The organism is Candidatus Neomarinimicrobiota bacterium, assembly GCA_018651745.1.
Taxonomy (GTDB): domain Bacteria; phylum Fidelibacterota; class Marinisomatia; order Marinisomatales; family TCS55; genus JAAZYX01.
The window spans coordinates 14,214-39,148 of record JABIDL010000040.1 but is presented as its reverse complement, the minus strand read 5'-3'; the positions used below and the strand labels follow the sequence as shown (position 1 = coordinate 39,148).

23 protein-coding genes are annotated in these 24,935 nt (G+C 41.0%); 1 reads left to right on the top strand and 22 read right to left on the bottom strand.

Annotation, left to right across the window (positions count from 1 at the left end):
- Nucleotides 1-252: 252 nt before the first annotated feature.
- The 13 genes from HOD97_07650 to HOD97_07590 all read right to left on the bottom strand — a co-directional run bounded on the left by HOD97_07650 (nt 253) and on the right by HOD97_07590 (nt 11,541).
- A complete protein-coding gene (locus tag HOD97_07650) occupies nt 253-690 on the bottom strand; it encodes a dUTP diphosphatase (protein ID MBT4281469.1) in 438 nt (145 codons plus the stop codon).
- A gap of 29 nt (nt 691-719) precedes the next feature.
- On the bottom strand, nt 720-1,529 hold the full coding sequence (locus HOD97_07645; protein MBT4281468.1) for a homocysteine S-methyltransferase family protein: 810 nt from the start codon (nt 1,527-1,529) through the stop codon (nt 720-722).
- Between the two features lie 73 nt (nt 1,530-1,602).
- Complete coding sequence (locus HOD97_07640) at nt 1,603-1,971, bottom strand: DUF423 domain-containing protein (GenBank protein MBT4281467.1); 369 nt, start codon at nt 1,969-1,971, stop codon at nt 1,603-1,605.
- Nucleotides 1,968-3,029 carry a mechanosensitive ion channel family protein gene (locus HOD97_07635; protein ID MBT4281466.1) on the bottom strand — a complete coding sequence of 354 codons (1,062 nt, stop codon included), beginning with the start codon at nt 3,027-3,029 and terminating at the stop codon, nt 1,968-1,970. Before HOD97_07635 ends, HOD97_07640 begins: the two co-directional genes overlap by 4 nt.
- A gap of 33 nt (nt 3,030-3,062) precedes the next feature.
- Nucleotides 3,063-4,925 carry a hypothetical protein gene (locus tag HOD97_07630; GenBank protein MBT4281465.1) on the bottom strand — a complete coding sequence of 621 codons (1,863 nt, stop codon included), beginning with the start codon at nt 4,923-4,925 and terminating at the stop codon, nt 3,063-3,065.
- Nucleotides 4,926-5,040: 115 nt separating this feature from the next.
- Nucleotides 5,041-6,414, bottom strand: coding sequence for an NAD(P)(+) transhydrogenase (Re/Si-specific) subunit beta (locus tag HOD97_07625; protein MBT4281464.1), 1,374 nt, complete (start codon nt 6,412-6,414; stop codon nt 5,041-5,043).
- A gap of 1 nt (nt 6,415) precedes the next feature.
- A complete protein-coding gene (locus HOD97_07620; protein ID MBT4281463.1) occupies nt 6,416-6,694 on the bottom strand; it encodes an NAD(P) transhydrogenase subunit alpha in 279 nt (92 codons plus the stop codon).
- Nucleotides 6,691-7,851: a Re/Si-specific NAD(P)(+) transhydrogenase subunit alpha gene (locus HOD97_07615; GenBank protein ID MBT4281462.1), complete on the bottom strand. Its 1,161-nt coding sequence runs from the start codon at nt 7,849-7,851 to the stop codon at nt 6,691-6,693. Before HOD97_07615 ends, HOD97_07620 begins: the two co-directional genes overlap by 4 nt.
- 46 nt (nt 7,852-7,897) lie before the next feature.
- Complete coding sequence (locus tag HOD97_07610) at nt 7,898-8,968, bottom strand: alanine--glyoxylate aminotransferase family protein (protein MBT4281461.1); 1,071 nt, start codon at nt 8,966-8,968, stop codon at nt 7,898-7,900.
- A 118-nt stretch (nt 8,969-9,086) separates the two neighbouring features.
- Nucleotides 9,087-10,124, bottom strand: a complete 1,038-nt coding sequence (locus tag HOD97_07605; GenBank protein MBT4281460.1) for a hypothetical protein — start codon at nt 10,122-10,124, stop codon at nt 9,087-9,089.
- A gap of 19 nt (nt 10,125-10,143) precedes the next feature.
- Entirely contained in the window at nt 10,144-10,641 is a 498-nt protein-coding gene (locus tag HOD97_07600; GenBank protein MBT4281459.1) for a hypothetical protein, read from the bottom strand.
- Nucleotides 10,641-11,015: a hypothetical protein gene (locus HOD97_07595; GenBank protein ID MBT4281458.1), complete on the bottom strand. Its 375-nt coding sequence runs from the start codon at nt 11,013-11,015 to the stop codon at nt 10,641-10,643. Before HOD97_07595 ends, HOD97_07600 begins: the two co-directional genes overlap by 1 nt.
- The gene (locus tag HOD97_07590; protein ID MBT4281457.1) at nt 11,008-11,541 is read right to left on the bottom strand and encodes a sigma-70 family RNA polymerase sigma factor; all 534 of its coding nucleotides are present in this window, start codon (nt 11,539-11,541) and stop codon (nt 11,008-11,010) included. The genes HOD97_07595 and HOD97_07590 overlap by 8 nt, the downstream gene beginning before the upstream one ends.
- Nucleotides 11,542-11,748: 207 nt before the next feature.
- Here HOD97_07590 and HOD97_07585 point away from each other — a divergent pair, with 207 nt between their 5' ends.
- Nucleotides 11,749-14,757, top strand: coding sequence for an ATP-dependent helicase (locus HOD97_07585; GenBank protein ID MBT4281456.1), 3,009 nt, complete (start codon nt 11,749-11,751; stop codon nt 14,755-14,757).
- 1 nt (nt 14,758) lies between these two features.
- On the opposite strand, the gene HOD97_07580 is transcribed toward HOD97_07585, so the two are convergent.
- The 9 genes from HOD97_07580 to HOD97_07540 form a co-directional block, all read right to left on the bottom strand.
- Nucleotides 14,759-16,945: a Na-K-Cl cotransporter gene (locus HOD97_07580; GenBank protein MBT4281455.1), complete on the bottom strand. Its 2,187-nt coding sequence runs from the start codon at nt 16,943-16,945 to the stop codon at nt 14,759-14,761.
- A 91-nt stretch (nt 16,946-17,036) separates the two neighbouring features.
- Complete coding sequence (locus tag HOD97_07575) at nt 17,037-17,486, bottom strand: hypothetical protein (protein MBT4281454.1); 450 nt, start codon at nt 17,484-17,486, stop codon at nt 17,037-17,039.
- 75 nt (nt 17,487-17,561) lie between these two features.
- A complete protein-coding gene (locus HOD97_07570; GenBank protein ID MBT4281453.1) occupies nt 17,562-18,665 on the bottom strand; it encodes a DNA recombination protein RmuC in 1,104 nt (367 codons plus the stop codon).
- Nucleotides 18,666-18,677: 12 nt separating this feature from the next.
- A complete protein-coding gene (acs, locus tag HOD97_07565) occupies nt 18,678-20,615 on the bottom strand; it encodes an acetate--CoA ligase (GenBank protein MBT4281452.1) in 1,938 nt (645 codons plus the stop codon).
- A gap of 3 nt (nt 20,616-20,618) precedes the next feature.
- Nucleotides 20,619-22,088, bottom strand: coding sequence for a leucyl aminopeptidase (locus tag HOD97_07560; protein MBT4281451.1), 1,470 nt, complete (start codon nt 22,086-22,088; stop codon nt 20,619-20,621).
- Between the two features lie 87 nt (nt 22,089-22,175).
- On the bottom strand, nt 22,176-22,655 hold the full coding sequence (locus tag HOD97_07555) for a PEGA domain-containing protein (protein ID MBT4281450.1): 480 nt from the start codon (nt 22,653-22,655) through the stop codon (nt 22,176-22,178).
- Entirely contained in the window at nt 22,652-23,005 is a 354-nt protein-coding gene (locus tag HOD97_07550) for a hypothetical protein (protein ID MBT4281449.1), read from the bottom strand. The genes HOD97_07555 and HOD97_07550 overlap by 4 nt, the downstream gene beginning before the upstream one ends.
- A gap of 64 nt (nt 23,006-23,069) precedes the next feature.
- Nucleotides 23,070-23,465, bottom strand: coding sequence for an acyl-CoA thioesterase (locus tag HOD97_07545; GenBank protein ID MBT4281448.1), 396 nt, complete (start codon nt 23,463-23,465; stop codon nt 23,070-23,072).
- Nucleotides 23,466-23,641: 176 nt separating this feature from the next.
- Nucleotides 23,642-24,925: an MFS transporter gene (locus tag HOD97_07540; protein ID MBT4281447.1), complete on the bottom strand. Its 1,284-nt coding sequence runs from the start codon at nt 24,923-24,925 to the stop codon at nt 23,642-23,644.
- Between the last annotated feature and the right edge of the window lie 10 nt (nt 24,926-24,935).

Sequence of the window (24,935 nt, the reverse complement as noted above, 5' to 3'; positions counted from 1 at the left end):
CTTTTCTTGTTCGGAATATTCTATTTTGCTGAACAAATCTGTTGAAATTGCGGGTCCAATTTGTTTCTGTATTCATATAAATCCTGTGTACTTGTGTAATTACATCCATTTTACTACCAAATCAAATTAGATTTATTTTTATGATTAATCAAAAGATTTAGCACTTCCTTGTTATATGTTCGATTAAAGTGTTCAATGAAAGAATTTTGAGTTGGTTTCTCATATTGAATAAATCTAATACAATATTATAATTCACTTCCCTGTACTGCCAAATCCTCCACTACCGCGGGATGTATCTGATAATTCATCTACCAATTTAAAATGGATCGGCGAGCCGTCCATGGCAACTAACTGAAATAATCGCTGCCCTGGTTCAACTGTATAATCTTCAGTCTTAATATTATCCACAGCTGCCATGATTTCCCCGCGGTAACCGCCATCAATTAATCCGATGGAATTACTCAACCGTAAAGGCGTTTTAGCAATGCTGGAACGGGGCATCAGTAAATAAGGCTTATTTTCTGAATTTTCACATGAAATCTGCAAATGAATCAGGGTTGATTCGCCAGCCATTATCGATTGTTCATTTACGACAAATAAATCTATTCCTGCATCCCCATCGTGGAAATGGCCATGGTTTTCATAAACATTGCGAACGGCTGTGTTAAATGGTTTAATCTTTAAATGCATTAATTATCCTATTATAAAAGTGTAATTGATTAGTTAATCAAATTTTTTATCATTTTAATGTGTTTTGGATTTGACCCACAGCAAGCACCGATTACTGAAGGACTATGCTCTAAATACAATGAAATACTCTCTTTAAAGTTATAATCATTTATTGTATCAAAATAATCATTATCAAATTCAGTAACACCCAAATTAGAGTAAACACCCCATTTATCTGTCCAAAGGGATAAAAAAAGTTCAAGGGCACTTTGAGTTGTTTCAATTGTATTGCAATTAAGCATTAAACATGAAACTGAAAACTCTTTAATCAGATTGATTGTTTCTTCCAAGGAGTGTTCATCAAGAATATATTCGCCATCCTTTAATATTAAGCTAAACCAGCATTCTGATTCTATATTTCGGCTCGCTTCAAGAGCAATTTTTATTTCTTCATAATGGCCCATTGTTTCAAATAAAAGCAAATCAATTTCAGTTTCACTAAACCATTCTATCAATTCACCATACGTATCTTCAACTGGACCCTTCCCGGGGTATAATTCAGGCGAATAACAGTCATCGACAGCAGTAATTGAACCAACAACTTGTATATCTTCTCCCACCGCTTTTCTTGCCAAATCCACTGCATTCATTAAACTGGTTTTAGCTCTTTCTTGTGCACGTTTTGGAGTATACCCAGCTTTTCGATAACTGTATGTAGTCGTGCGGAATGTATTGGTTGTAATAATATCAGCACCTGCTGAAATATAATCTTGGTGTATGCTTAATACAATTTCTGGATCTGTAAAATTTGCTTCTGCAGACCAGAGAGGTAATGGCAGATTAACTCCACGATTGATCAATTCGGTGCCGATAGCTCCGTCAATAATTTGTGGATTATAAGTATTGATTCTGTAACGTCGCCCAGATTATAAATTATCCTAGACGGTACAAGTTATACGCCAGCAACAACCAACTTGAGATTAATGCCAACCCTCCAACGGGAGTTATAGCGCCAAGCCACCGGAATCCGGTTAGAACTAGAATGTACAAACTTCCGGAAAAGATTAGTATTCCTACACTCATTAATGTAGCAGGAGCGGACATTGATTTTTCAGGAAAATGAAAACCCAAGATTCCGATTAAAATCAAACCTAATGCATGATACATATGATATTTAACGCCCGTATCGAAAATAATGATATCTTCCGGCGATACTCTAGATTTAAGGCCATGCGCACCAAAAGCACCAAAAACTACCGCAAGTCCGGCAAGCACTGCGCCTGCCATGATCCATGTTTTCATTCAGGGGAGTTTTTGTGGACTAACGTTCGGATGGGGAAAGGAATTTCAATTCCTTCTGCATCAAACTTTTTATGAAGCCGTTTAATAAATTCATGTTTGACGGGATGATGATCGCCGTATTTTACTGCGCGCATATAAACGGTAAAGTTAATACTGGAATCACCAAACTCTTGGAAGCGAACCGCCGGCGTATGATCTTTTTTAGCAGTATCCAAATCCTTGATAACTGAATTAGCAACCTCTATAATCACCTGTTCTACGTGGTCTAAATCACTGTCATACGCTACCCCACCGGTGACTTTAACAGAATAACTGGTATCTATAACATCATAATTTTTCGTAATCGCATTGGATAATTTCGAGTTCGGAATTGTAATTAAATTATTGGTTCGCTCTTTTAGAGAAGTATTCCGCCATGTGATATTGGTTACATATCCCATTTGACCTGAATCAAGCTCAACAAAATCATCAATGCGGACTTTCTGAGACAAAAGAATGTGAAGTCCAGCAAAAAAATCAGACAATGTATCTTTCAATGCTAGCGAAACTGCAAGACCACCCACTCCAAAAGCAGTGAGAATAGGCGTAATAGAAAGACCAAAAGATTGTAAAATTATTAAGACACCAATCATTATGATTGTTATCCTTGCCAAGTTTGTAAAAATGGCTGTTGAAGGAAATGATGACCCTTTACTTTTCGACCATAAATCAAGCAAGCCAACAACAACTTTAGCAATGGACATGGTGATGGATAAAATCAATAGTGCTAAAGCGATCTTTGCTATATAACCAACATATTTGGAATAAGAAGCATAATCACCGCTGACATCGAGCCCGTTTACTGCCATGTAAACCGCACCCAAAAAGAACCAGAATAAAATGTAGGATTGGATTGATTCGAAAACTAGGTCGTCTCCTTTCCATGAAGTCTTGGTTGTAATTTTTTCAATACGGCTGTGAATAAATCGTTTGAAAATCCATCCGGCCATAATACCGATAACTATTGTGACCGCTGGCGGGCCCCAAAATTCATAAAGTCCTAGTAGTGTGTCTTTCATAAGAATGTAAAATTACGTTAAAAAATTAATTTATTAATCCTCTTCTTTATCCGGCGGAATAATCACTAATACCTGTTTTCCCTTTTTGTAAAGTGTATCTTTTGATAATTCTTTTTCCGTACCCCATTTCCGTGAAATGACTTTTTTACCCAGATCAAATATTTCCAAAGATATCAATTCCCTTCCCTGCCCAAACGTCCAGGAAATGCCGTGTTTTTTCTTTCTTTTATACCTGACTTGTTTTTGGACATTTCCATTAGGGTAGAGTTCTTCTTCGGTATAAGTCCCTTCAAGATTGTTAGCCAGGATTTTTTCTACACCCATCGAATTCCATTTGAATTCCATAACGATTTCTTCACCATCAAATATGTGGATAGATTTTAATCGGGAATTACCATGATATTCAAAACGGGAATGTGGAATACCTTTCAGCGTGAACTGTTCACGGATTAATGCGCCGGATGGACTATACACTCTAAAAACACCGTGCAATGTTCCGCCTAAAAAACCCGCATCGGATGACGGCATTCCCGTAGAATACCATCGGCGGATATTTCCTTCAGGCTGATCCTGAAAAAATGACCCTTCTTCTTCCATTTCTCCGCTGGGTCTCCACATAATATACGGACCGGTTCGTGCTCCGCGATCATAGGTCCAAATAGATTCCTTTTCGCCAGATAAGTAATAAGACTGCATCAATCCTTCTAATGTTGCCTGAACGTAATTCTGACTCAATGCTAGATTCCCGTTGGAATGATACACTTTATATGGACCGTTTAGAGTGCCATTTGAGAATGTTTTTAACGAATCTAGTAATCCTTTTTTAGAGAATATATTCGCAATCCCATCATCCAATCTTGATTTTGAATACCATTTCCACGTTCCATCTGCAAGACCATTTGTAAATTGACCTTCCATTGCAAGAATACCATTTTTATACCATTTTTTGATGGGACCATGTGGAATGTCATCTTGATATGTTACCAGCGAATCAACTTTCTTTTTTTCACCGTACCATTTCCATTCTCCCTGCCGATTATCCATATAATATTCACCAGAAAATGACAGCAATCCGTCGATTCTCCATATCGAAGCTTTTCCCGATTTAATTCCTTGTTCATAGGATACGAGCCTGAGTTTACTTCCATCATTATGCCACCACATCCATTTACCATCGGGTACATTATTTATGTATTGACCTTTGGTTTTTTTCGATCCGTCTTGATAGTAATCAAAATATTTACCATCTAACCGATATTTTTTATAGGATTTCTGCTCAATCAAAATACCATTTTCGTAATTTTTCCATTTCCCATCAAGCATATCATTCTGATACGTTCTTATTGAATCTATGTCACCTTTTTTAGAAAAGAATTTCCACTTCCCAACCCTCAAATTGTCTGAATATTTTCCGATGAAATAATCATTCCCATCCGGATAAAACTCAAGGTATTTCCCATCTCGTTTATGTTTTTTATAGGATTTCTGCGTTATCAGAAGTCCGTTGTTATAATTTTGCCATTGTCCATGAAGCAAACCATTTTTATATGTCCTTACAGAATCCAACCTGCCATTCTTCGAATAATATTGCCATTTCCCATGCATCATGTGGTCTGCATATTTCCCTACAATGCGATCTATACCATCCGGATAAAACTCAAGGTACTTCCCGTCTCGTTTGATTCCCTTCCTTTCCACTTCGAGTGAAACCTGTCCATTTTCATAATATTCAATTTCTTTCACTACTGCAGAAGAGTCGCTTCCTTTTTTAATCATGAGAATTTTTTTCTTTTGCCCCGATGAAGCATATTTCTCTTTAACAACAGGAATTGGGGCACAGGCTGAAAGCGCAAGGACCACAAGTATGGCAAATGAGATGTAGTAGCGGAAGTTCATGAACCTAAAACTACCTAATTCACAGTAAAAATTCGACCAAAAGACTCCATCATATTTAAAATAAAAAAGCCCCCGTATTGCGGAGGCTTTTAAAAATTTTGGAATTCTTTTTTCGTTAACGGAGTTCTGCAGTCAAGCGACCAACTGTCTCTTTGGCATCACCAAAAATCATAATGGTATTGTCGTTAAAAAATAGTTCATTCTCGATTCCGGCGTATCCCGGGTTCATACTACGTTTTAAAACGAAAACTGTTTGCGCCTTATCCACATCCAAAATAGGCATACCAAAAATCGGGCTGGCAGTATCGTGCCGTGCGGCAGGGTTTACAACATCGTTTGCGCCGATGACAAGAGCAATATCTGTTTCTTCAAATTCTGGGTTAATTGCATCAAGGTCGTAGAGATTGTCATAGGACACGTTCGCTTCTGCTAACAATACATTCATATGCCCCGGCATTCGTCCGGCTACAGGGTGAACTGCGTATTTTACGGTAACACCTTTCGCTTCTAGAGTTTTCTGGAATTCGTGCACAACATGCTGGGCTTGCGCGACCGCCATCCCGTATCCCGGCACAATCACCACTTGCTTTGCATTTTCAAAGATCACAACAGTATCTTCCGGTTCATAAGATTTTGCAGATTTTTGTGGACCAGTTGCCACTTCAGAAGCGGATGAACTTTCAATTCCTATAAAAAGCACATTCCAAAGTGTTCGGTTCATACCTTTACACATTATGTTTGTCAATATAATTCCACTTGCCCCAACCAAGGCTCCGCTGATTATTAGTGCATCATTCGCAATTACAAACCCAGTGGAAGCTGCAGCAATCCCGGAGAATGAATTGAGTAGTGAGATTACTACAGGCATATCCGCTCCACCAATTGGTACCACAAAATAATATCCCGATATCAGTGATAAAGCAATAATCCATAAGATATACGTAAACAACTCACTTGGATTCATAACAGTATAAACAGTCAGTAAAATCACCAAAAGAATTAATAATCCGTTAAAAATTCGAGCACCCTTAAAGACGAGCGGCATACCTCGCATTATTCCCTGGAGTTTAGCAAAAGCAACCAAACTCCCGGAAAATGTTATGGATCCAATTAAAATACTAAGGGAAACAGTTGATAAGGTAAACGTCCCAAGTTGATTCCCTGAATACACTTCCGAAGTTGCCACAAGCAATGAAGATAATCCGCCAAAGCCGTTAAACAATGCAACGAGCTGAGGCATTGATGTCATTTCCACACGTTTTGCCGCAAAAACACCAATGGCGGATCCAACCACAAGCCCAATAATGATGAATTGAAAATCTATTACTTCTGTTTTGAACAACGTTCCGATAATTGCAAGCAACATCCCAACGGCTGCAGTTGAGTTTCCTTTGGGTGCTGTGCGTGGATGTGAAAGTTGCTTAAGTCCAAGTATAAAGGACACAGCGGATGCCAGATAAATTAAGGGTATAATGACGGATTCAAGCATCTTATCGTTTAAACATTTTCAACATTCTTTGGGTTACCATAAATCCGCCTACAACATTAATTGTAGCACATATAATTGCGATAGTACCCAGAACAGTCGTGATTTGAGATCCTCCAGAACCGGCGGCAATCAGAGCACCGACAATGGTAATTCCAGATATGGCATTTGAGCCGGACATTAAAGGAGTGTGCAGAGTTGGTGGCACTTTAGCAATAACCTCAAAGCCGACAAATACTGCCAGAACTAATACATAAATTTCTACTAAAAGTTGGCCGCTCATTTATTTTCCTCTGCACGTTGCAATAAATTAATTACATGTTCGTTGAGAATTTTTCCATTTTGTGTCAAAATAGTTCCTGCTATAACCTCATCTTCCAAATCTATATTCACTTCTCCATCCTTAACCATTTCCATCAAAAGGGCGGTTACATTTCTGCTAAACATTTCGCTACTATGATACGAAAGGGTGCCGGGCAAATCTGTACTTCCATGGATTGTGACACCATATCGTTCTACTGATTTTCCGGCGATGGTCAATTCGCAATTCCCGCCTTGCTCTGCTGCCAAATCCACAATGGCAGAACCATACCGCATAGATTTCACCATTTCTTCTGTAATAAGTAACGGTGCACGTTTCCCAAAAATTTGTGCAGTCGTAATAACAACATCCGTATCAGAAATCTGCTCGCCAATCACGATTTGTTCATGGCGATAATAATCATCGGATAATTCTTCTGCATATCCACCTGCTGTTTCAGCTTCTTCTGATGCATCTAAAGACACAAATTCCGCGCCAAGACTTTCCACCTGTTCCTGAACAATAGGGCGCGTATCAAATGCTTTTACTTTTGCGCCAAGTCTTTTTGCAGTAGCAATCGCTTGCAACCCGGCTACACCGGCGCCGATGACCAATACTTTGGCTGGTGAAATAGTTCCTGCGGCTGTCATCATCATTGGAAAAAACTTATTGAGTGAACTTGCCGCGAGTACCACCGCTTTGTAACCGGCAGCTGAACTCATCGCACTAAGAGCATCCATTTTTTGTGCACGGGAAATTCTAGGTACAAGTTCCATTGAAAAAGTCGTTACCATTTTTTTGGCAAGCTCATCTACATTTTGGATATTTTTAAATGGATTGAAAAAACCTATTATAACAGAATTCTCATGAAAAGGGTCCACAATTTTCATCATTCCATCTTGAAGACAAACACATTGCACCTTTAAAAACACCTGTCCTTCGCTAAGCAATGTATCGTAATCGGTTACAATTTCTGCACCTGCCTTCTCATATTCGCTGGTGCGAAACCCCGCTGTTAATCCTGCGCCATCTTGCACAAGAATTCGAAAATCATTTTTAATAAGACGCGCAACACTTTCTGGAACTAGGGCGACCCTATTTTCGTGTTCAGCTGTTTCTTTGAGGACAGATATGGTAATCATATTAAGATATGGGTGTCTAAATGTGTTTATTGAGAGTGATAATTTAGGTCAATAAATCGATTTCATACAGATAATTTGACAAAGTTTCTGAATTTGTTTCACCCATATGTGGAATACGGAATGCTGTACCTTTGAGTTTTCCATATCCATTTGAAAAACGGAAACCCCGATCGAATAAATCGTCAGACAATTTTGTTAAATCCCAACCTTGATTATTTATCATGCACGAAACTGTATCAGAATAATATCCCTTTTCGCTGAACATTGATTGACCTTTTTCTTCAACCCAATTTCGTGTCATTTCTGCAAGAGAAGCATATCGATCAATTCTAGTTTCAAGCCCCTCGGTTTCAATACGTTTGATTTGTGCCTGCAATCCATACATATGAGCTATGGATGGTGTAACAACGGTTTGGTTTTTCAAATTAGATTTTTCCCATTCCATAAAATCAAAATAATAACCCTTATTTTTTGTTTCAGCCGATTTATTCAAAACTTTTTTGGATACTATGCAAATCGAAAACCCTGGAGGAAGCGCCCAGCATTTTTGAACAGAAGCAAGACAAATGTCTATTCCCCAATCTTCAATACTAATTTCCATACCCATCATGGAGCTGACTGCATCTACTGCAAATACTGTTTCGGGATATTTTTTTAGCACCTCGCCCACTTCTTTTAATGGGCTTGCCACTCCGGTGGATGTTTCATTATGAACGAAGGTAATGAGATCGTATGTGTTTTTTTTGATTGCTTCGGAAACCAAATCTGCTGTAATAGCTTTTCCCCATTCCACTTCAAGGACGTCTGCTTCAAATCCATTATCTATCACAGTTTTATGCCAACGGGAAGAAAAGGCGCCGTTTACACAGCAGAGTGTCCGCTTTGGTGCAACATTTCTCACGGTTGCTTCCCACAATCCGGTGGCGGAACTGGTACTAAGATAAACTGAATTATCAGTTTTCATGAGCCGACGGATTCCGTCTGTTACATCTTTATATAAAACAGAAAATTCAGGTGCACGATGACCCATCATCGGCTGGGTCATTGCTTCAAGGATTTCCGGCGCAACATCTACAGGACCGGGGATAAATAATTTGGCAGGTTTTATCGGCATTTTTACTATATACAAGGCTAGAAATTAGAGAGTTCAACCTATATAATAAAACGAGGAAATAAAAAAAATGCCGGATGAATTAATCCACCCGGCATTTTAACAAACCTTAAGTTAGAAATCAGTTGGATGTTACTTGATAAGGAAACGTCCAAATTGATGTATTATAGCCACCATCGCTCACAAACAATGTATTGTTGTCAACAGCGCTAAAAAACATTCTCGCAATCATGGAATGTGAACCAAATCGTATCCGATGAGGTCTCCATAAGCGTGTAAACACATTGTCACTTGCTGTTACATCGCCGAATGTTCCAGCGTCGCTCATTCCTCGTCGAGCTTTAAACCGGCGTGAAACACCATAATGCATTGAAACCTTTTCTCCGCTATCCTGATCGTTTAAGATTAGAATTGGATCCGCATTCGATACGGTGACCTCTACTCGGTAGGTCGTTTGAGACCCCCAATTGTAGGTAAACGATGGAAGAGAATCCCTACTAAAATAAATATCGCCAGCAGTATCAGCTGCATAAGATAAAACAGCTTCACCGGTGGAATCTGCATTGTTGTAAAATGCGATATTGGTGATACTTAGTTTGGTTCCGCTGCTTCCCATTCCCATCGTGAGTGCATCAATTTTCCAGTGGTAACCATCGGGATTATTGGCATCAGCAACTTGGATAAAGCGAACTTTACGATTGAACTCACTTGTAAAATCCTTGCTGAAGGTGTCAATATTTGTAATGGAATATCCGGAAGATGTCGTGCTGTCTTCACCCCATTCAATGGATTTGACATAAAAGGTTCCAACAAGTGACAACGCGACGGTTCCAACAGCAGTGTCGCCATTAACTTCAAAAGTCACATCCCGTGTACTTGCTTCCCTATCAATCTTTCTCCCAAAACGAAGCTTAACATTATCACCCGGTAAAAGGGTATCGCCCATCATGCGAAAGCCAGCATCTACTTCAATTCCTTCCGTATAATCACCTTCTTCATCGCCTTCGTCATCAAGACCATCAAACGTAAACGCTTCGTCAGCATTGATTAAGGCAAGCAATTCCTCCTCAGTGGAAGAACCAGTTTCATTGTTTCCAAATTGGTCACACCCTACGATGAACATGCCCAAACTTAAAAGTGTAATTGTAAACCGTTTCATTTTTGACTCCTTATTGTGATTAATATCTTCTGTCACGTCCTTGATTCATTCCGCGTTTCATTCCACGTTTCTTTCCGCGACCTTTTTGATCTTTCAAGTGACCTTTCATTTCTTTCATAAACTCGCCCCGAAATGTGAGAAGCTTGAGTTGCTGCTCGGGGGAAAGAATATCTTTCATTCCTTTAACAAAAGATTGTCTTGCTTCTAACATCTGTTTTTCAAGCCCAACCAATTGTTTCATAGCGGCATCAACATCTGACTGTGATATTTTATCTTTTTCTTTCAGCTGTTTATAAATCGCTACCTGTTGTTCGCGAATGTTCTTTTTCGTCGCATCTTGTTCGTTGAACCGAGGAAAAAATGTTTCTGCCTGTTTGCTAGTTAAATCCAAATGGTCTGTTAACTTCCATACGGCCATCATTTCCATTTTTTCTTGTTTTTTTGATTGGTGATCATCTTGTGCAATTCCTAATGACACTACACATAAGGACAATACCAATAGTTTCATTATCTTCATTATTGATTCTCCCATTTTTCGTTAAATAATTCTGAATCATTTAATAAGGCATAAGTATCCCAAATATCATCTGATTCTTCTAAATAATACACTGCCATTTCTCTAAGAAATTCTTCTTCGATCCGATCCTCTTCGCTCATGATTTCAAAGGAGTCATACACAATTAATTCTGCCGGATTGGTTCCAAGTTGAGAAACTGTGAACAAACCAAATGATAGGATGAGCATCCCGGCGACAATTCCGTTATAAAACTGCCTTCGGGCAGACTGTCGATTTTTCCGTTCTGAATGCAAATCACTGATAAACGCATCTGCATCGGGAACAGAGTTTTCTGTCTGCATGGCCTGTTTCAGTTTTGTTTCAAAATCATTCATTTTCTAACCAAATTTTTAATGTTTTTACCGCATAATGATAGCTGGTTTTCGCCGAACTTTCTGTTGTATTCAAGATAGCGGAAATTTCTTTGAATGGCAATTCTTGAGCAATCCGCATCATAACCACATTCCGCTGAAGTTTAGGAAGTTTTGCAACTGCATTCCAAAGTTCTTGTTTTCGCCAGTCCGTTTCGTGCGATGTGTCCCATTCGCCCTTTTCCGGTGTGTCCTCAAGATTAAGAAGCCCGCGCCACCATTTATTCCTGATGTAGGAATTGGCCATGTTTCTATTTGCACGAAAGAGATAGGTTGTAAAAGCTGACTCAAACCGGAACTTTTTGAGTGCGCGGTGCATTTTGAGGAAAACATCCTGTGCAAGATCTTCTGCATCCATTTCGTTTTGACAGATTTTAACGAAAAATCCGTAAGTATTTGATAGGTGTCTTTCAACAAGTGCATTAAACGATTCCTCGTTCCCATCTTGGAATTCTTGAATTAGTTCGATATCGGTTTTGTCTGTTTTCATTCATGGTTGCCGATTTAGACCTTGGAGTTTGCAAAAGGTTAAACTGTTTTCACAGAAATAATACAGCCTTTAAAGTTGTTATCGGATTTTTGTTTTTCTAACATTTTGCGAATTTAGACGTTGAGCTTTGTAGAAAAGTTAAATCTATCTTCAAATTCGCGGAAGTTCTAAACTTCCGCAAAGTTAATTCATTCCTTAACTTCTTTTATGATTTACCAATTCGAATCCTTTATTGCAACCGCCGGACAGAACAAGGCCATCACCCATCCGCCTGCACCGCTGATGATTCTCGCAGGCGCCGGAACGGGAAAAACATCCACACTTCTGCATCGAATTCGCCACCTTGTTGTATCCAAATCAATAGAAGCAAATCATGTGCTTTTGCTAACCTTTACCGAAAAGGCGACTGCAGAAGCCAAACACACCATTCGTGAAATTCTCGGTGATGAATCGGATGCTATTTTTGTTGGCACCTTTCACAGTTTTTGTCATTCCATCATGCGACGCTTTGGTCCGGAAAACAGAATGGATGATGTGCTCTGGCAGGAAAGCGATATACTTTATTTTCTCATCAATCATTTTGATGATATGGATTTTATCACGTCTCGTGTTTTTTCCGAAAATCCTGTGAAAGCTATTCGTGAATCCTTTATTCCTTTTTTCGGGCGCCTTAGCGATGAACTGCTTTCACCTGCTGAATTGAAATCTAAATTGCAAAATATGGAAAATTCGCCAGCATGGTTTGAAGAAAATTTTCCGGGCATTCATCCTGATGCCACGCGATTTGAAGATGCTACATTTCAGCTTCAGGATTTGGTGAATGCGTACGCATTTTTCCAAAAAGCAAAAGCAGATCAAAATGCGCTGGATTTTGGCGATATGATCCTCGGTTGTTATGAAGTTCTAAAAAATGATGAAGCTATTCTTACACAAGTCCGGGAAGAATTTCGGCACATTTTTATTGACGAATATCAAGACAACAATTATGCCCTGAATAAAATTGTAAATCTCATCGCTGAAAAAGATCCCAGCATTACGGTTGTCGGCGATGAAGATCAATGCATCTACTCATTCCGCGGGGCGAATTATTATAATATCGCAGATTTTAGAAATCGCTACGAGTCTCATTCAAATTATGCCGAAATCCCACTCGTGGAAAATCGCCGGTCCACCCAAGAAATTCTCGATCTTGCCAATGCAACCATCAGCCAAAATCCTGACAGAACACCCAAATTGTTAAAATGTCTTCCCGACGATCCTAAATCCGGACCGAAACCGCTTTGGATTCAAGCAAATAAAAAGGAAACACTCGAACGATTACCCGAGCTGATTCATTCGCTCATTAATAACGGTATGGCACTTTATGGGGATATCGCAGTTATTTGCCGTGGTTGGGGAAATGTAATTTCGGCAGCCGACGCAATGCAGAAATCCGCCATTCCCGTGGACATTCACATTGAAAAATTCTTTGACGTTCCTATTGTCAAAAACGTGCTGGCGTGGGGACACCTTATTGTACAGGATGATCAGGCGGATATTGCTTTATTTCGGATTCTAAGGGAACGTCTCGGCGAAGATTGGACTACCGCGTTTTTTCAATCGGCTAACAGAACAACCCTTGAGCAAAAACTTGATAAATTGGAAGCAATGCGAACCGAATCAGTTGATATTGCCGGCGTATTGGATTCTATAGGTGCGCTTCAGGATTCTCTCGGGAAAAAGCTGAAAGCAGACGAAATGGTCTGGGAAATTCTGACTATTCTGAAAACATCGCCATTAGTGACTGCTATCCGGACACAATACAGATATTCGCAGAGGCTCAACCTTGCCAATTCAGGCGAAATCCTAAATCTTGCAGAGCAGTTCGTAAATAAAGATCCCGAAGCGAGGTTGAACGATTGGCTGGAATTTATGGACGTGATGGCGCTTGCTTCGAATCAAAACGCCGCCCAGCCGAAAATCGAAAGCGGAAACATTGCAGTGCAGGTGATGACCATCCACCAGAGCAAAGGACTGCAGTTTCCCGTGGTGATGATGCCGTTTTTATACAGCGGAAGTTTTCCTTCGAGCTTGAAAAAACATCCCACCATCGACCGGCTTCCAAGCTCTTGGATGGCGTGGGAACAAGATGCAGACACCACATTTCGATCGCTACATGAGCGGGAAGAACGGCGCGTGTTTTATGTTGGAATCACTCGAGCGGAAAGAAATTTATTTATGTTTGGCCCGATAAAAAGACAGTCCATGTTTACCAAAGAATTAGCAGATATTAACCCCCAACCCATGGAGATTGAAACCATGCAAGAATATGAAGAAAAAACTGTGTCACTCAGCGAACAGCGCCAGAAACTTTTGGCCGATCTAAATCGCGAAATTGCCGCGAACCAAATGGAAAATGCTCGGAAAATCCTGAACGAAATGGAACAAGGCACTGAACCAGAAGCGGATGCATCCGGCGAACCTTCGGAATTGTTTTCCTTGCTTCACCTTTCCTCCACCAAAATTGGTACATACGATTCCTGTCCGCTGAAATACAGGCTCAAATATATTGATAAAGTTCCCGAGCGGAAAACCCGCGCTACCGGTGAATTCGGATCCATCATGCATACCATTTTAGAAGAGTTTCACGGACTCGATTCCGAAAACCAAACCAAGGACGCGCTGTTTGGACTGCTCGAAAAACACTGGCGGGAAGATTCTTTTGAATACCGCCAGCGAGGCGAGGAATTCAAAAAACAAGGCGAAGAAATTCTGACCGAATATTTTCGATTTGTGCAGGAAAATCCGCCAAACGTTGTTGGGCGGGAAAAGGCATTTTCCTATACAATGCCAGACATCAATGTAAAGATTTCCGGCAAAATTGATAGGATTGATGAAGAAGACGATGGACTTGCTATTGTGGATTACAAAACCAGCCGAAAGAAAGAAAAAGCAGAAAAGAATCTTCAGATGGCGCTGTACACAGAAGCGATTCTAAACGATGCAGTATCCGATATTAACGGAACGCCCGGAAAGGCAAGTCTTCACTTTTTACGCCACGGCGAAGATCCGCTATCTTCGCACACATTTTCTGAAGAGGAATTGGAAGAGAGTAGAGTAAAAATTCGGGATGTTGCTAGTGGAATTCGGGCGGGATCATTCGGTACGAAAAAAAGCGACTTCACCTGCCAATACTGCGATTATAAAGATTTCCTCTGCCCGGCGTGGGAGGAATAATTCAAGCCACCAAACTCTCTTCCCCGCTTTCGCGGATGAACAGGCTGGTCGTGTCGGCTAACTCGGCAGCGCGGCGCATGGTGTTTAAATCAAGCACTTCGGGAATTCCAAAAATATTAATGTCAGCTTCGCTTCCGGTAGGAATTTGGTCAAAAAATGTGCCGACATTCACCGTAATGCTTGTGTCCAGCGGAAGGCGTCCCACAGACGCAATTGCGTTCAAACGCTTTTTGGCACGCTGAACTTTTTCCACATCCTCAGCCGTGTGGACCAAATTCAAAAACCCTTTCCAGTTCCGCTCAAGCTGAAGTGCGGTAAGGACGGATAAATTCCTATTCGGGCTCTTCGTCCCCAACCAAAGATTAATTTTTTGCTTTTTGCCGAGCCCTTTTTCTGAGTGCATTTTGGCTACGACAATTCCCATGCCTTCCCGCGAGGCAATGGACATCAGTGCCTCCAGCCGCTCATTTTTCCCGGGTTCATCGCTCATACTTAAAAACATTATATTGGGAGGAAGCGGCATACCCCTCAGCGATTGGGTTGCGATGGAAATTCCTTCTAGGAATTCGTTTGCTTCGATTACGGTTTCCACGATCAAAATCCCATCATCACGCATTGGTTTCGAAACAGATGTAAGAGCCGCTTCAAGATCTTCGGACGATTGCTGAACGCCCACATCATTCCGTTTGAAATAATGTCCAACCCAAATTTTAACTTGTTCAGTAACGGATTGCTGTAAAACGCGGACACTGAAAAGCCTTGCACTTCCGCGCGGATATGTGATATCTCGAACAAGGTTCAAACGAGATTCCCATTGCTCCGGATTCTCAACGGGAATCATGAGATTTGGCTTCCAGCTTTTAGCGCTTTTGGGGACGTGGTAGCCCATTCGAATTGCCCATTCTGCCACAGCAGTGAAAAATCCCTGTCGGACATCTCCCCACGGAGCTTGATGCCCTAACCGCACCTGCCAGGCAAATACGAGGAAAATGATAAAAATAGATACCACCGCAAACACCGGATTAATGAGGAACATGGCAATCGCGCACCACACCGTCCCGATGAAAGGAATAATAATATGAATATCAAAACTTGGTCGATATGAGGAAATTCCGGTTTGTTTCTCAACAAGAACCGCCATATTGATCGTCCCATAAGTTATCAGGAAAAACATCGTTAAAAGAGGTGCAATCGTATTCAAATCGCCAAAAATCAACGCAACTTCCACAATGAGTCCGGTAAACAAAATGGCAATCTGCGGTTCACCGTTTTTACTGCGCTGCGCAAAATATTTCCCCAGCGGAACGACTTTATTCTGCCCCAACGCCAGCAGAGTTCTAGGACCGCCGACAACAGCGCCAAGAGCCGAAGATAAAGTTGCCCCAAGAATAGCGCCCAAAATCACCCATCGCCATTTTGAAATATCCAGCATCACCATATAATTGGAACGAAGTATTTCGCTGTCCACTGTTGCACTCAGCCAATACGCAATGCCGACATATACCACAAATGAAATTGCAATAGAAGACAAGATTCCATTTCGAAGACTTGTTTTCGGATCTTTAAGTTCTCCCGACATTGCCGCACCGGCTTCGATGCCTGTAACAGCCGGAAAAAATATCGCAAATACAGCCCAGAAAGGTGCATTTTCGAATCCACCCCACAAAAGAACAGGTTCTACTATTCCTTCATTTCCGGCAAATAGTGAAACCAACGAAAAGCCAATCAGAAACATAATTCCATATTGAAGTCTCATCGCGATTCTTGCTGAAATCAGCGATGTTGTAATCAATAAAGCAAGCACTAGAGATGAGACTATCAGCGGATCGTGATTCGGGAAAATGGCGATCCAGCCTTCAGTAAACCCGACGATATACATAGCAGCGCCAAGCGCTTGAGAAAGATAAAGTGGCAACCCAACCGCACCGCCAATTTCAATCCCGAGCGATCGCGAAATGATTGCATAACTTCCACCATCGCCAATTTTGATATTGGAACTCATAGAAGCAATGGCAAGTCCTGTGGTAACCGTCACAACCTTAGCCAGCAGAATAATAATCAAAGCACCGCCGAAACCGGCATTCCCCACAACCCATCCAAGGCGCAAATACATAATGACGCCGAGGATAGTGAGAATGGTCGGCGTAAATACGCCTTCGAATGTTCCGAACCGTCTGCGAGAACTCATGACGCTTTTCTAATAAAGACGAGAGTCAGAATTTGAAATCCCATAATAAGGGGAAACTAAAAGGGGAATCAAAATAAAGCAAATAAGACTATCAGTTTTTTGCCATTACAAATTCAAAAATTCCTTTAAATAAATTCCCGACTAGCACAATTTTTTTCGGAATCGTCGAATCCGTAACTGCCTGATTTGTTACAAAAGATGTATTTGCTGTAAATGTATAAGGAGTAACCACCGTATCTGAAGCGGTTAAAATAGTTGCCCAAACCGTATCACTTCCTGACCATTCTGTGATGGAAACTGTGGTAAAAATAACATCCGAAGAGTCAGTAGAAAGTGCTAAATCATAAGATTCTTCAAAGGAATATTTATTTCCTTTGAGGATGAATGAAAAAGTGGATTCTGTATTGATAATAAATGGAATGTCATCTACCAACCCTCCCTCGGGCTCTGCGGGTCCTACGCAAGCAAATGTGAATATCAAGATCGTTAGGAATGAAATTTTGAGACCTCGGTGTTTGGAAAGGGTAAAATTTTCAATCATTCAATGCAGCCACATCAAGAATTTGAGATTCTTCTCCCGGCACTTCGTGTACGGAATCAGAATGACAGATTAGTTTCATTCTTCCTCCTCCGGGAGTTCCTTCAATGCTGATTCATCGGTCAGTCCGATTTGAAGGTCTTCAATTTTTTCCATCGGTTTTTCCAATGCACGAAGACGCGGACCACTTAATTCATCATAGTGATTGGAAAGGGTTCCAAGTGTTTTTCCTAGCTTTGAAACCTGATCGGCAAATTTCCCCCATTGATCCCGAAATGTATTGACCAATTTTTGCATTTCTCCAGCCCGCTGTTCCATATGGAAATTTGAAACTGCCTGACGAATCAGGGATAGAAATGCGTATAAAGTAACCGGCGAACAAAGCAGAATTTTCTTACCCAAAGAGAAATCAATTAATTCGCCATCTTCCTGATTCAGAAATGAATAAATACTTTCATTTGGAATGAACATCAGCACATAATCCACAGTCCCGGCGTTCGGATCAATGTAGGACCTTCCGGAAATTTCCTTTACATGATTTCGAACATCTTTCAGGAATGCTTTCTTTTCATCATCCCTTTCAGATTCAACATCGGTAGCCAAATAATTCTCATAATGCGTCAGCGGAAATTTCACATCCATGTTAATGTGTTTACCATCAGGTAGATTGAATTTGAAATCCGGGCGATCTTTCCCTTCTTGAGATTGTTTTTCGTAATTAATCCCTTCTATCAGTCCGATAAAAGAAAGAATATCTTCCACCATTCTTTCGCCCCACTGCCCACGAGCCTGAGAACTCGATAAAATCTGCCGCAACCGTGAAGTCGTATCAGACAGACTATCAATTCCTTTTTTGGATTCTTCCATCTGGCCTTTTAGTTCCGATGTAGATTTCGTAAGGCCATCAAGATTTTTTCCCATTTCCATCAATGTGGAATCTATCAGTTTCTTTTTTTCATCCAGTTGCGTTTCAGAAGATTTCATTAATTCCGCAAATTTGTTTTCTGCCAATTCAAAAAAGGATTTTTGATTTTCAGTAAGTGCTTCTTTAGACAAGTTTCCAAAGACATCCTTGAGCTGATCTAATCCCGTCTGTGCAGAGTCAATTTCTTTTTGGCGAACAAACCAAATGATGCCTCCACCAAGCAGAAGTCCTGCGAGAAAAAATAAAATGCTTGTCATTCCCGACACGAACTAAACTCGTTCTTTGACTAAGTTTTCGACAACGGACGGATCTGCTAAGGTAGTAATATCTCCAAGATCATCCACATCGCCTTCGGCAATTTTTCTTAAGATTCGTCGCATAATTTTCCCGGATCGCGTTTTGGGAAGCGCCGGAGTAAACTGAATTTTATCCGGTTTTGAATGAGGACCAATATCGATGGTCACAGATTGTCGAATTTTATCCGATAAAGCATCATCGCCATTCACACCAGTCATGGGTGTTACGAATGCGTAAATACCTTGTCCTTTAATGTCATGTGGAAACCCTACGACTGCTGCTTCTGCAACACCTTCTGCCTTCCCGATTGCGCCTTCAACTTCCGCCGTTCCGATTCGGTGTCCTGATACATTCAGCACATCATCTACTCGTCCGGTGATGTAGTAATATCCTTCCTCATCTCTTCGTGCACCGTCTCCTGTAAAATAATATCCGGGGAATTGCGAAAAATATGTTTCGATAAAACGATCATGATCTCCATACACCGTTCGCAAAATTCCCGGCCAACCATGTTTAATGGCAAGTAATCCTGCTACATCGTTTCCTTCAATTTCCTTGCCGTCTTCTGTCATGAGAACCGGTTCAATCCCGAAAAAAGGGAATGCTGCTGATCCGGGTTTTAACGGTGTTGCCCCCGGCAGCGGAGTAATAAGAATTCCTCCGGTTTCAGTCTGCCACCACGTATCTACAATAGGACAGTTTCCTTTTCCGACCACATCCAAATACCATTTCCATTCCGGTTCTTTGATGGGTTCACCAACCGTTCCCAATAATCTGAGCGATGAAAGATTTCGTGAAGTAACCGGATCATTTCCCTCTTTCATTAGCGCCCGTAAGGCAGTCGGCGCGGTATAAAAAAGATTGACATTGTGTTTGTCAACCACATCCCAAAACCGTCCAAAGTCCGGATAATTTGGAACACCCTCAAACATGAGTGTTGTAGCGTTATTTGCTAGCGGACCATACACAATGTAGGAATGTCCCGTAATCCATCCGATATCGGCAGTGCACCAATACACATCCTCAGGGTGATAATCAAAAACCATTTCGTGCGTGTACGATGCATAAACAAGGTAGCCTCCCGTTGTGTGCAAAACACCTTTGGGCTTTCCGGTAGAACCGGATGTATAAAGAATAAACAGTGGATCTTCGGAATCCATTGGTTCGGGTGCACACACTGAATCTGCCTCATTCATTTTTTCATGCCACCAAAGATCGCGACCATCTTCCATGTGTATTGATTCACCTGTCCGTTTTACCACCAAGACATTTTGAATGGATGGTGTTTGAGCTACCGCTTTATCTGCGTTGGTTTTCATCGGGATATTTTGTTTTGTTCCACGGACACCGGTATCCTGCGTAATTAACACTTTACATTCTGAATCATTGATTCTATCCCGAAGCGAATCTGCACTAAATGCTCCAAATACTACTGAATGCACAGCACCAATCCGAGCACAGGCGAGCATTGCGATTGCCAACTGCGGAACCATTTGCATATAGAGACAAACTCTATCGCCCTTTTGGATTCCGGTTCCTTTTAAAACATTTGCACATTTTTGAACCTCAGTCAGCAATTCATCAAATGTAAAGGATTGATCCTCTTCAGGATTATTCCCTTCCCAGATAATGGCAGTTCTATCGCCTTTCCCGGCTAGAATATGGCGATCTAAACAATTTACACTGACGTTTAATTTCCCATGCTTAAACCATGCAATATTTCCATTCACAAAATCTTCTTCCTTTACAATATCCCACGGTTGAATCCATTCAAGCCGATTTGCAATATCAGCCCAAAATGCTTCCGGTTTTTTTATAGATTTTTCATAAAGTTCACGGTATTGATCGTGACTCTTAATATGGGAATTTTCTGACCATTCAGACGATGGTGAAAAAATTGGTTTGGTCATGGTTTATGCTCCAATCACATTTAATGCAGTACGGATGATTTCTCCGGTTGCACCTTGTTTGTAAAAATAAGAACGTTTGCGGTCTCCCCATGCTGTTCCGGCAATGTCAAAATGCACCCATGGAATATCTTCACCAACAAATTCTTTTAGAAATGCTGCGGCAGAAATAGTTCCAGCTTGCATCGGTTTCCCGATATTTTTTACATCGGCAATGTCAGATTTCACATGCTCTGAGAATACATCCCAAAGTGGAAGTTCCCACACCTTTTCACCCGTTTTTTCTGATGATTTTTTAATACGTTCAATTAATGTTTTGTTTGTACCCATAATCCCGGTTGCTTCGTGACCTAATGCAACCAAAACTGCACCAGTTAGCGTTGCAAAATCTAAAATAAATGCGGGATTGTAATGCTTACTTGCATAAGATAATCCGTCGGCAAGTACATTTCGTCCTTCGGCATCGGTGTTAAGAACTTCGATTGTTTTTCCGTTGTATGCAGTGAGGACGTCCCCGGGTTTATATGCCATCCCTCCGCTTAAATTTTCTGTTGCGGCAATAATGCCAACAACATTTATTTTAGGTTTCAATCCAGCGAGTGTTTTCATGACTCCCAAAACGGTTCCGGCGCCACACATATCAAATTTCATTTCATCCATTTTCCCGGCAGGCTTAATTGAAATTCCGCCTGAATCAAAGGTGATTCCTTTGCCAACCAAAATTTTCGGTTTCTGGGATTTCTTCCCTTTTAAGTATTCAAGTAAAATAAATTTGGGTGGTTCGTCCGTTCCTGCAGACACGCCGGCAAGTCCACCCATTCCCATCTCAGTAAATTCTTTCCGATCAAATACTGTAATTTTCATTTTGCCTTCTTTGGCAATTTCAGCTGCAGTCTCTGCTAACTTGGTCGGCGTTGTAATATTCCCGGGATGATTTCCCAAATCACGGGCAAGACAAACCCCATTCGCAACTCCTACTCCCTTTTCTATTCCGCCTTTATTCCCTCCAATTACCGACAATTCTGCCAATTCAAATTGATCTTTATCATTCGTGTGAAAATCTAAATATTGATAGCTCCCCAAGATCAACCCTTCAGCAAGTGCTTGTCCCGCATACATAGTTTTATCTTCGCCAAAAGACTCAACCAAAACATGTTTCAATTTCTTTTCGATTGCAATTTTGGCAACAGAACCGGCAGCACTACGGACAATTTCCGCACTGAAATCTTTTTTCTTCCCCAGGCCAACCACCAGCACTCTGGAATCATCCCCGTAAAACACAGTCAATTCGCCAGCTTTTCCTTTGAGATCACCGCTTTTCATAGCGTTTGAAATTTGCCCCCCAACGGATTCATTAGCTGATTTTCCTCTGGCAGTAAGCGTACCGGCCTCAAACAATCCCAATGCGAAAAGGTCCGGTTTAATTTCCTGCCAGTCACCTGTAATTAATTTTATTGCTTTTACATGGGCCATCATATTACTCCTTCATTAAAAGTGATTCATTTTCGGGCTGAAAAGTTAGGATAAATTTGTCTTATTTCTTAACGTAAATGTTTGAATTTTCTAGTGATCAACATAGGTTGAATCTATGGAAAGACGATATCCAATCGTTTGCGGGCGGGTAATTTTTATTCTTTGTTTATCCACCAATTCTCTGTTACGAAATACTTTTAAGACATGGGTACCTTCTTGCATATCAAACGATATTTTCTTGTGTGTCCATTTGTAAGACTCGTCCCACTCAAAAACGAGTCCTTCATCCTCTGCCATAAATAAAACCGAATGTAGCGGAACGAGGCGGACTTGAATGTCCAACAGTTTTGAAGGTGCAATCATTATTTCGGTTGAAGAAGTTACAAATCTCTTTTTTTCAAATCGCAAACTATGTTTTCCCGTGTCTATAATCGTCGTATTAATGGGAGAATCGCCCAATTCAATATCGTCCAAAAAGACGGTTACTTCACGTGGAATAGTATTGATATTTACTATGGTTTGCGAAATTGCAATGGACAATAATCCTACAATAGAAAAAACATGTTTCATGGAATCGAAATCATTGGAAATTCATAAATGGAATCGATTGGTGCATTAAAAAAGTGGTGGATTGGATTATAACCACCGCCTAATGGCTGAACGGTTAACAGATTTTCCAAAGAATCTTCGCTGAATGCGTTATACGGTAGAATCACATGGAAAGAATCGCCAGCAAAAACTGTGGAGTGGAAAATGGGCGACGCCGGATTATTTCGGTGTAAAACTAAAATATCTGCTGCATGCGGTCCAATCTGCCATTTGAAAGGCGCAAGTAATTCAACTTCCGAATACGTATATCTCAGCGCCACCACCGGATTGGTATCTAAAAGGATTGGCTCAGGAAAAGATTTTGTTCCCAAAAAAGAACACCCCCAAAATTGGAGGTGTAATATAATAAAAACGAAAAAATATTTCTTAGGAGATTTACTCAACCGTTTTTCCATGTTTCAATTTATGGTATTTCCCATCGGCGTCCTTCTTGACTGCCACCATAGTAATGATAGCAGAACTTGCCAATCTCCTCCCTCTTTCTCTGCCTTCCGCATGCGCTTCAACCTTTATCGTGAAGGACGATGTTCCTGCTTTTACGACAGTGCTAATAAAATTAACCCATTCGCCTAAATATACAGGTTCAGCAAACTCAACTTTTTCGATAACAACCGTCACAGCTCCCGACGATCCGCTTCCTTCCAAAAACCGATAGGATACTTTGGCTGCGGCAAGGTCCATCCAGGAAACCATTTTTCCACCGAATAGCGTTCCAATAACATTGATGTGATCCGGCATAACAAGCTGAGAATAGGTTGCTGTACATTTCATAATTTACTTTATATGATTTTTATATGTTTCATAATAACTAAATTTAAATTAAAAAGCCCCGCCAAGTCACCCTCGAGAAAATTTTTTTCCCTGAAGAGCACGCCACACCAGCGGGGCTTCGCTTGAAGTTTATAGGGAGAAAAAGATACCGATCAACTGTTTTTTGAAAGATCATATTATTCAACCGGATATGCATCTGCCATCCGCTTGCCTTCCTCTACATCCACTTTTGTGAGTAATACAAATCCGATGATAAACAGGATTAAAACACCCAAAATTCCGAGCCTTGGATTACCGGTAAGCACCGTAATGCCTCCCATAAGAACCGGTCCGAGTACGGCAGCGAATTTGCCAAGCATATTGTAAAACCCAAAAAACTGGGCAGCTTTTCTCTTCGGGATAAGCCGTGTGTACAAACTTCTGCTGAGCGCCTGAATGCCTCCTTGAAAAAGTCCAATGGAAATCGCCAATACATAAAAATGCCATTCTTCCTGCATAAGCGCGCCGCCGATTGTGATCAATGCATACGCCGCAATCGAAGTCAATATCGCTGTTTTAGCGCCTATTTTACCCGCAAGCCACCCATAAACGAGTGCGGATGGAAAGGCTACAAACTGAACAATCAGCAGTGCGGTGATGAGTGATTCGCTATTAAATCCTATTCCCATCCCATAATCCACCGCCATTTTGACGATGGTGTCCACGCCGTCAATGTAAAACCAGTACGCCAACAAGAATAGGCCAACGACTTTTAAATGATGAATATGGTTCAGCGTTTCCCTTAATTGCGTCCAACCTTGAATTACGGCTTTTCTTAACGACACCGATGCGTGAATTTGCGGTTCTTTGACATTCAGAAATAGTGGAATGGAAAACAGTGCCCACCAAACTCCGACGGACACAAAGGATATTTTTATCGCTTCTGCTTTGTCAGCGATTCCAAATAGCTCTGGATTGAGGAACATCATAACATTCACGGCGAACAGCAATCCGCCGCCGATATATCCCAGTCCAAAGCCAAGTGACGATACTTTATCCACATTTTCTTCCGTTGTAATAGAGGGAAGCAGAGAATCATAAAAAATATTTCCACCGGCAAAGCCAAGTGATCCTCCCACAAAAAACACGGCAGCCAATTGCCAATTTCCTAAATCAACCAAATACAATCCGGATGTCATGAAAACGCCAATGCATAAAAAGAAAAGCAGAAATCTCTTTTTAGCAGTTCCCCTATCTGCGATGGATCCAAGAAACGGCGCCAAAACCGCAATCATGATAGAGGCAATTGAATTTGCGAGTCCGAGATAAAATGTGCTCATCGCCGGCTGACTTGAATCTGCCCAATATTCTTTAAAAAACAGCGGAAAAAATCCGGCGAGCACCGTTGTGGCAAAAGCGCTGTTTGCCCAGTCATACAATGCCCAGCTGAAAATACTCTTTTTGGATTGAGGAAGGTTCATTCGGCTTTCA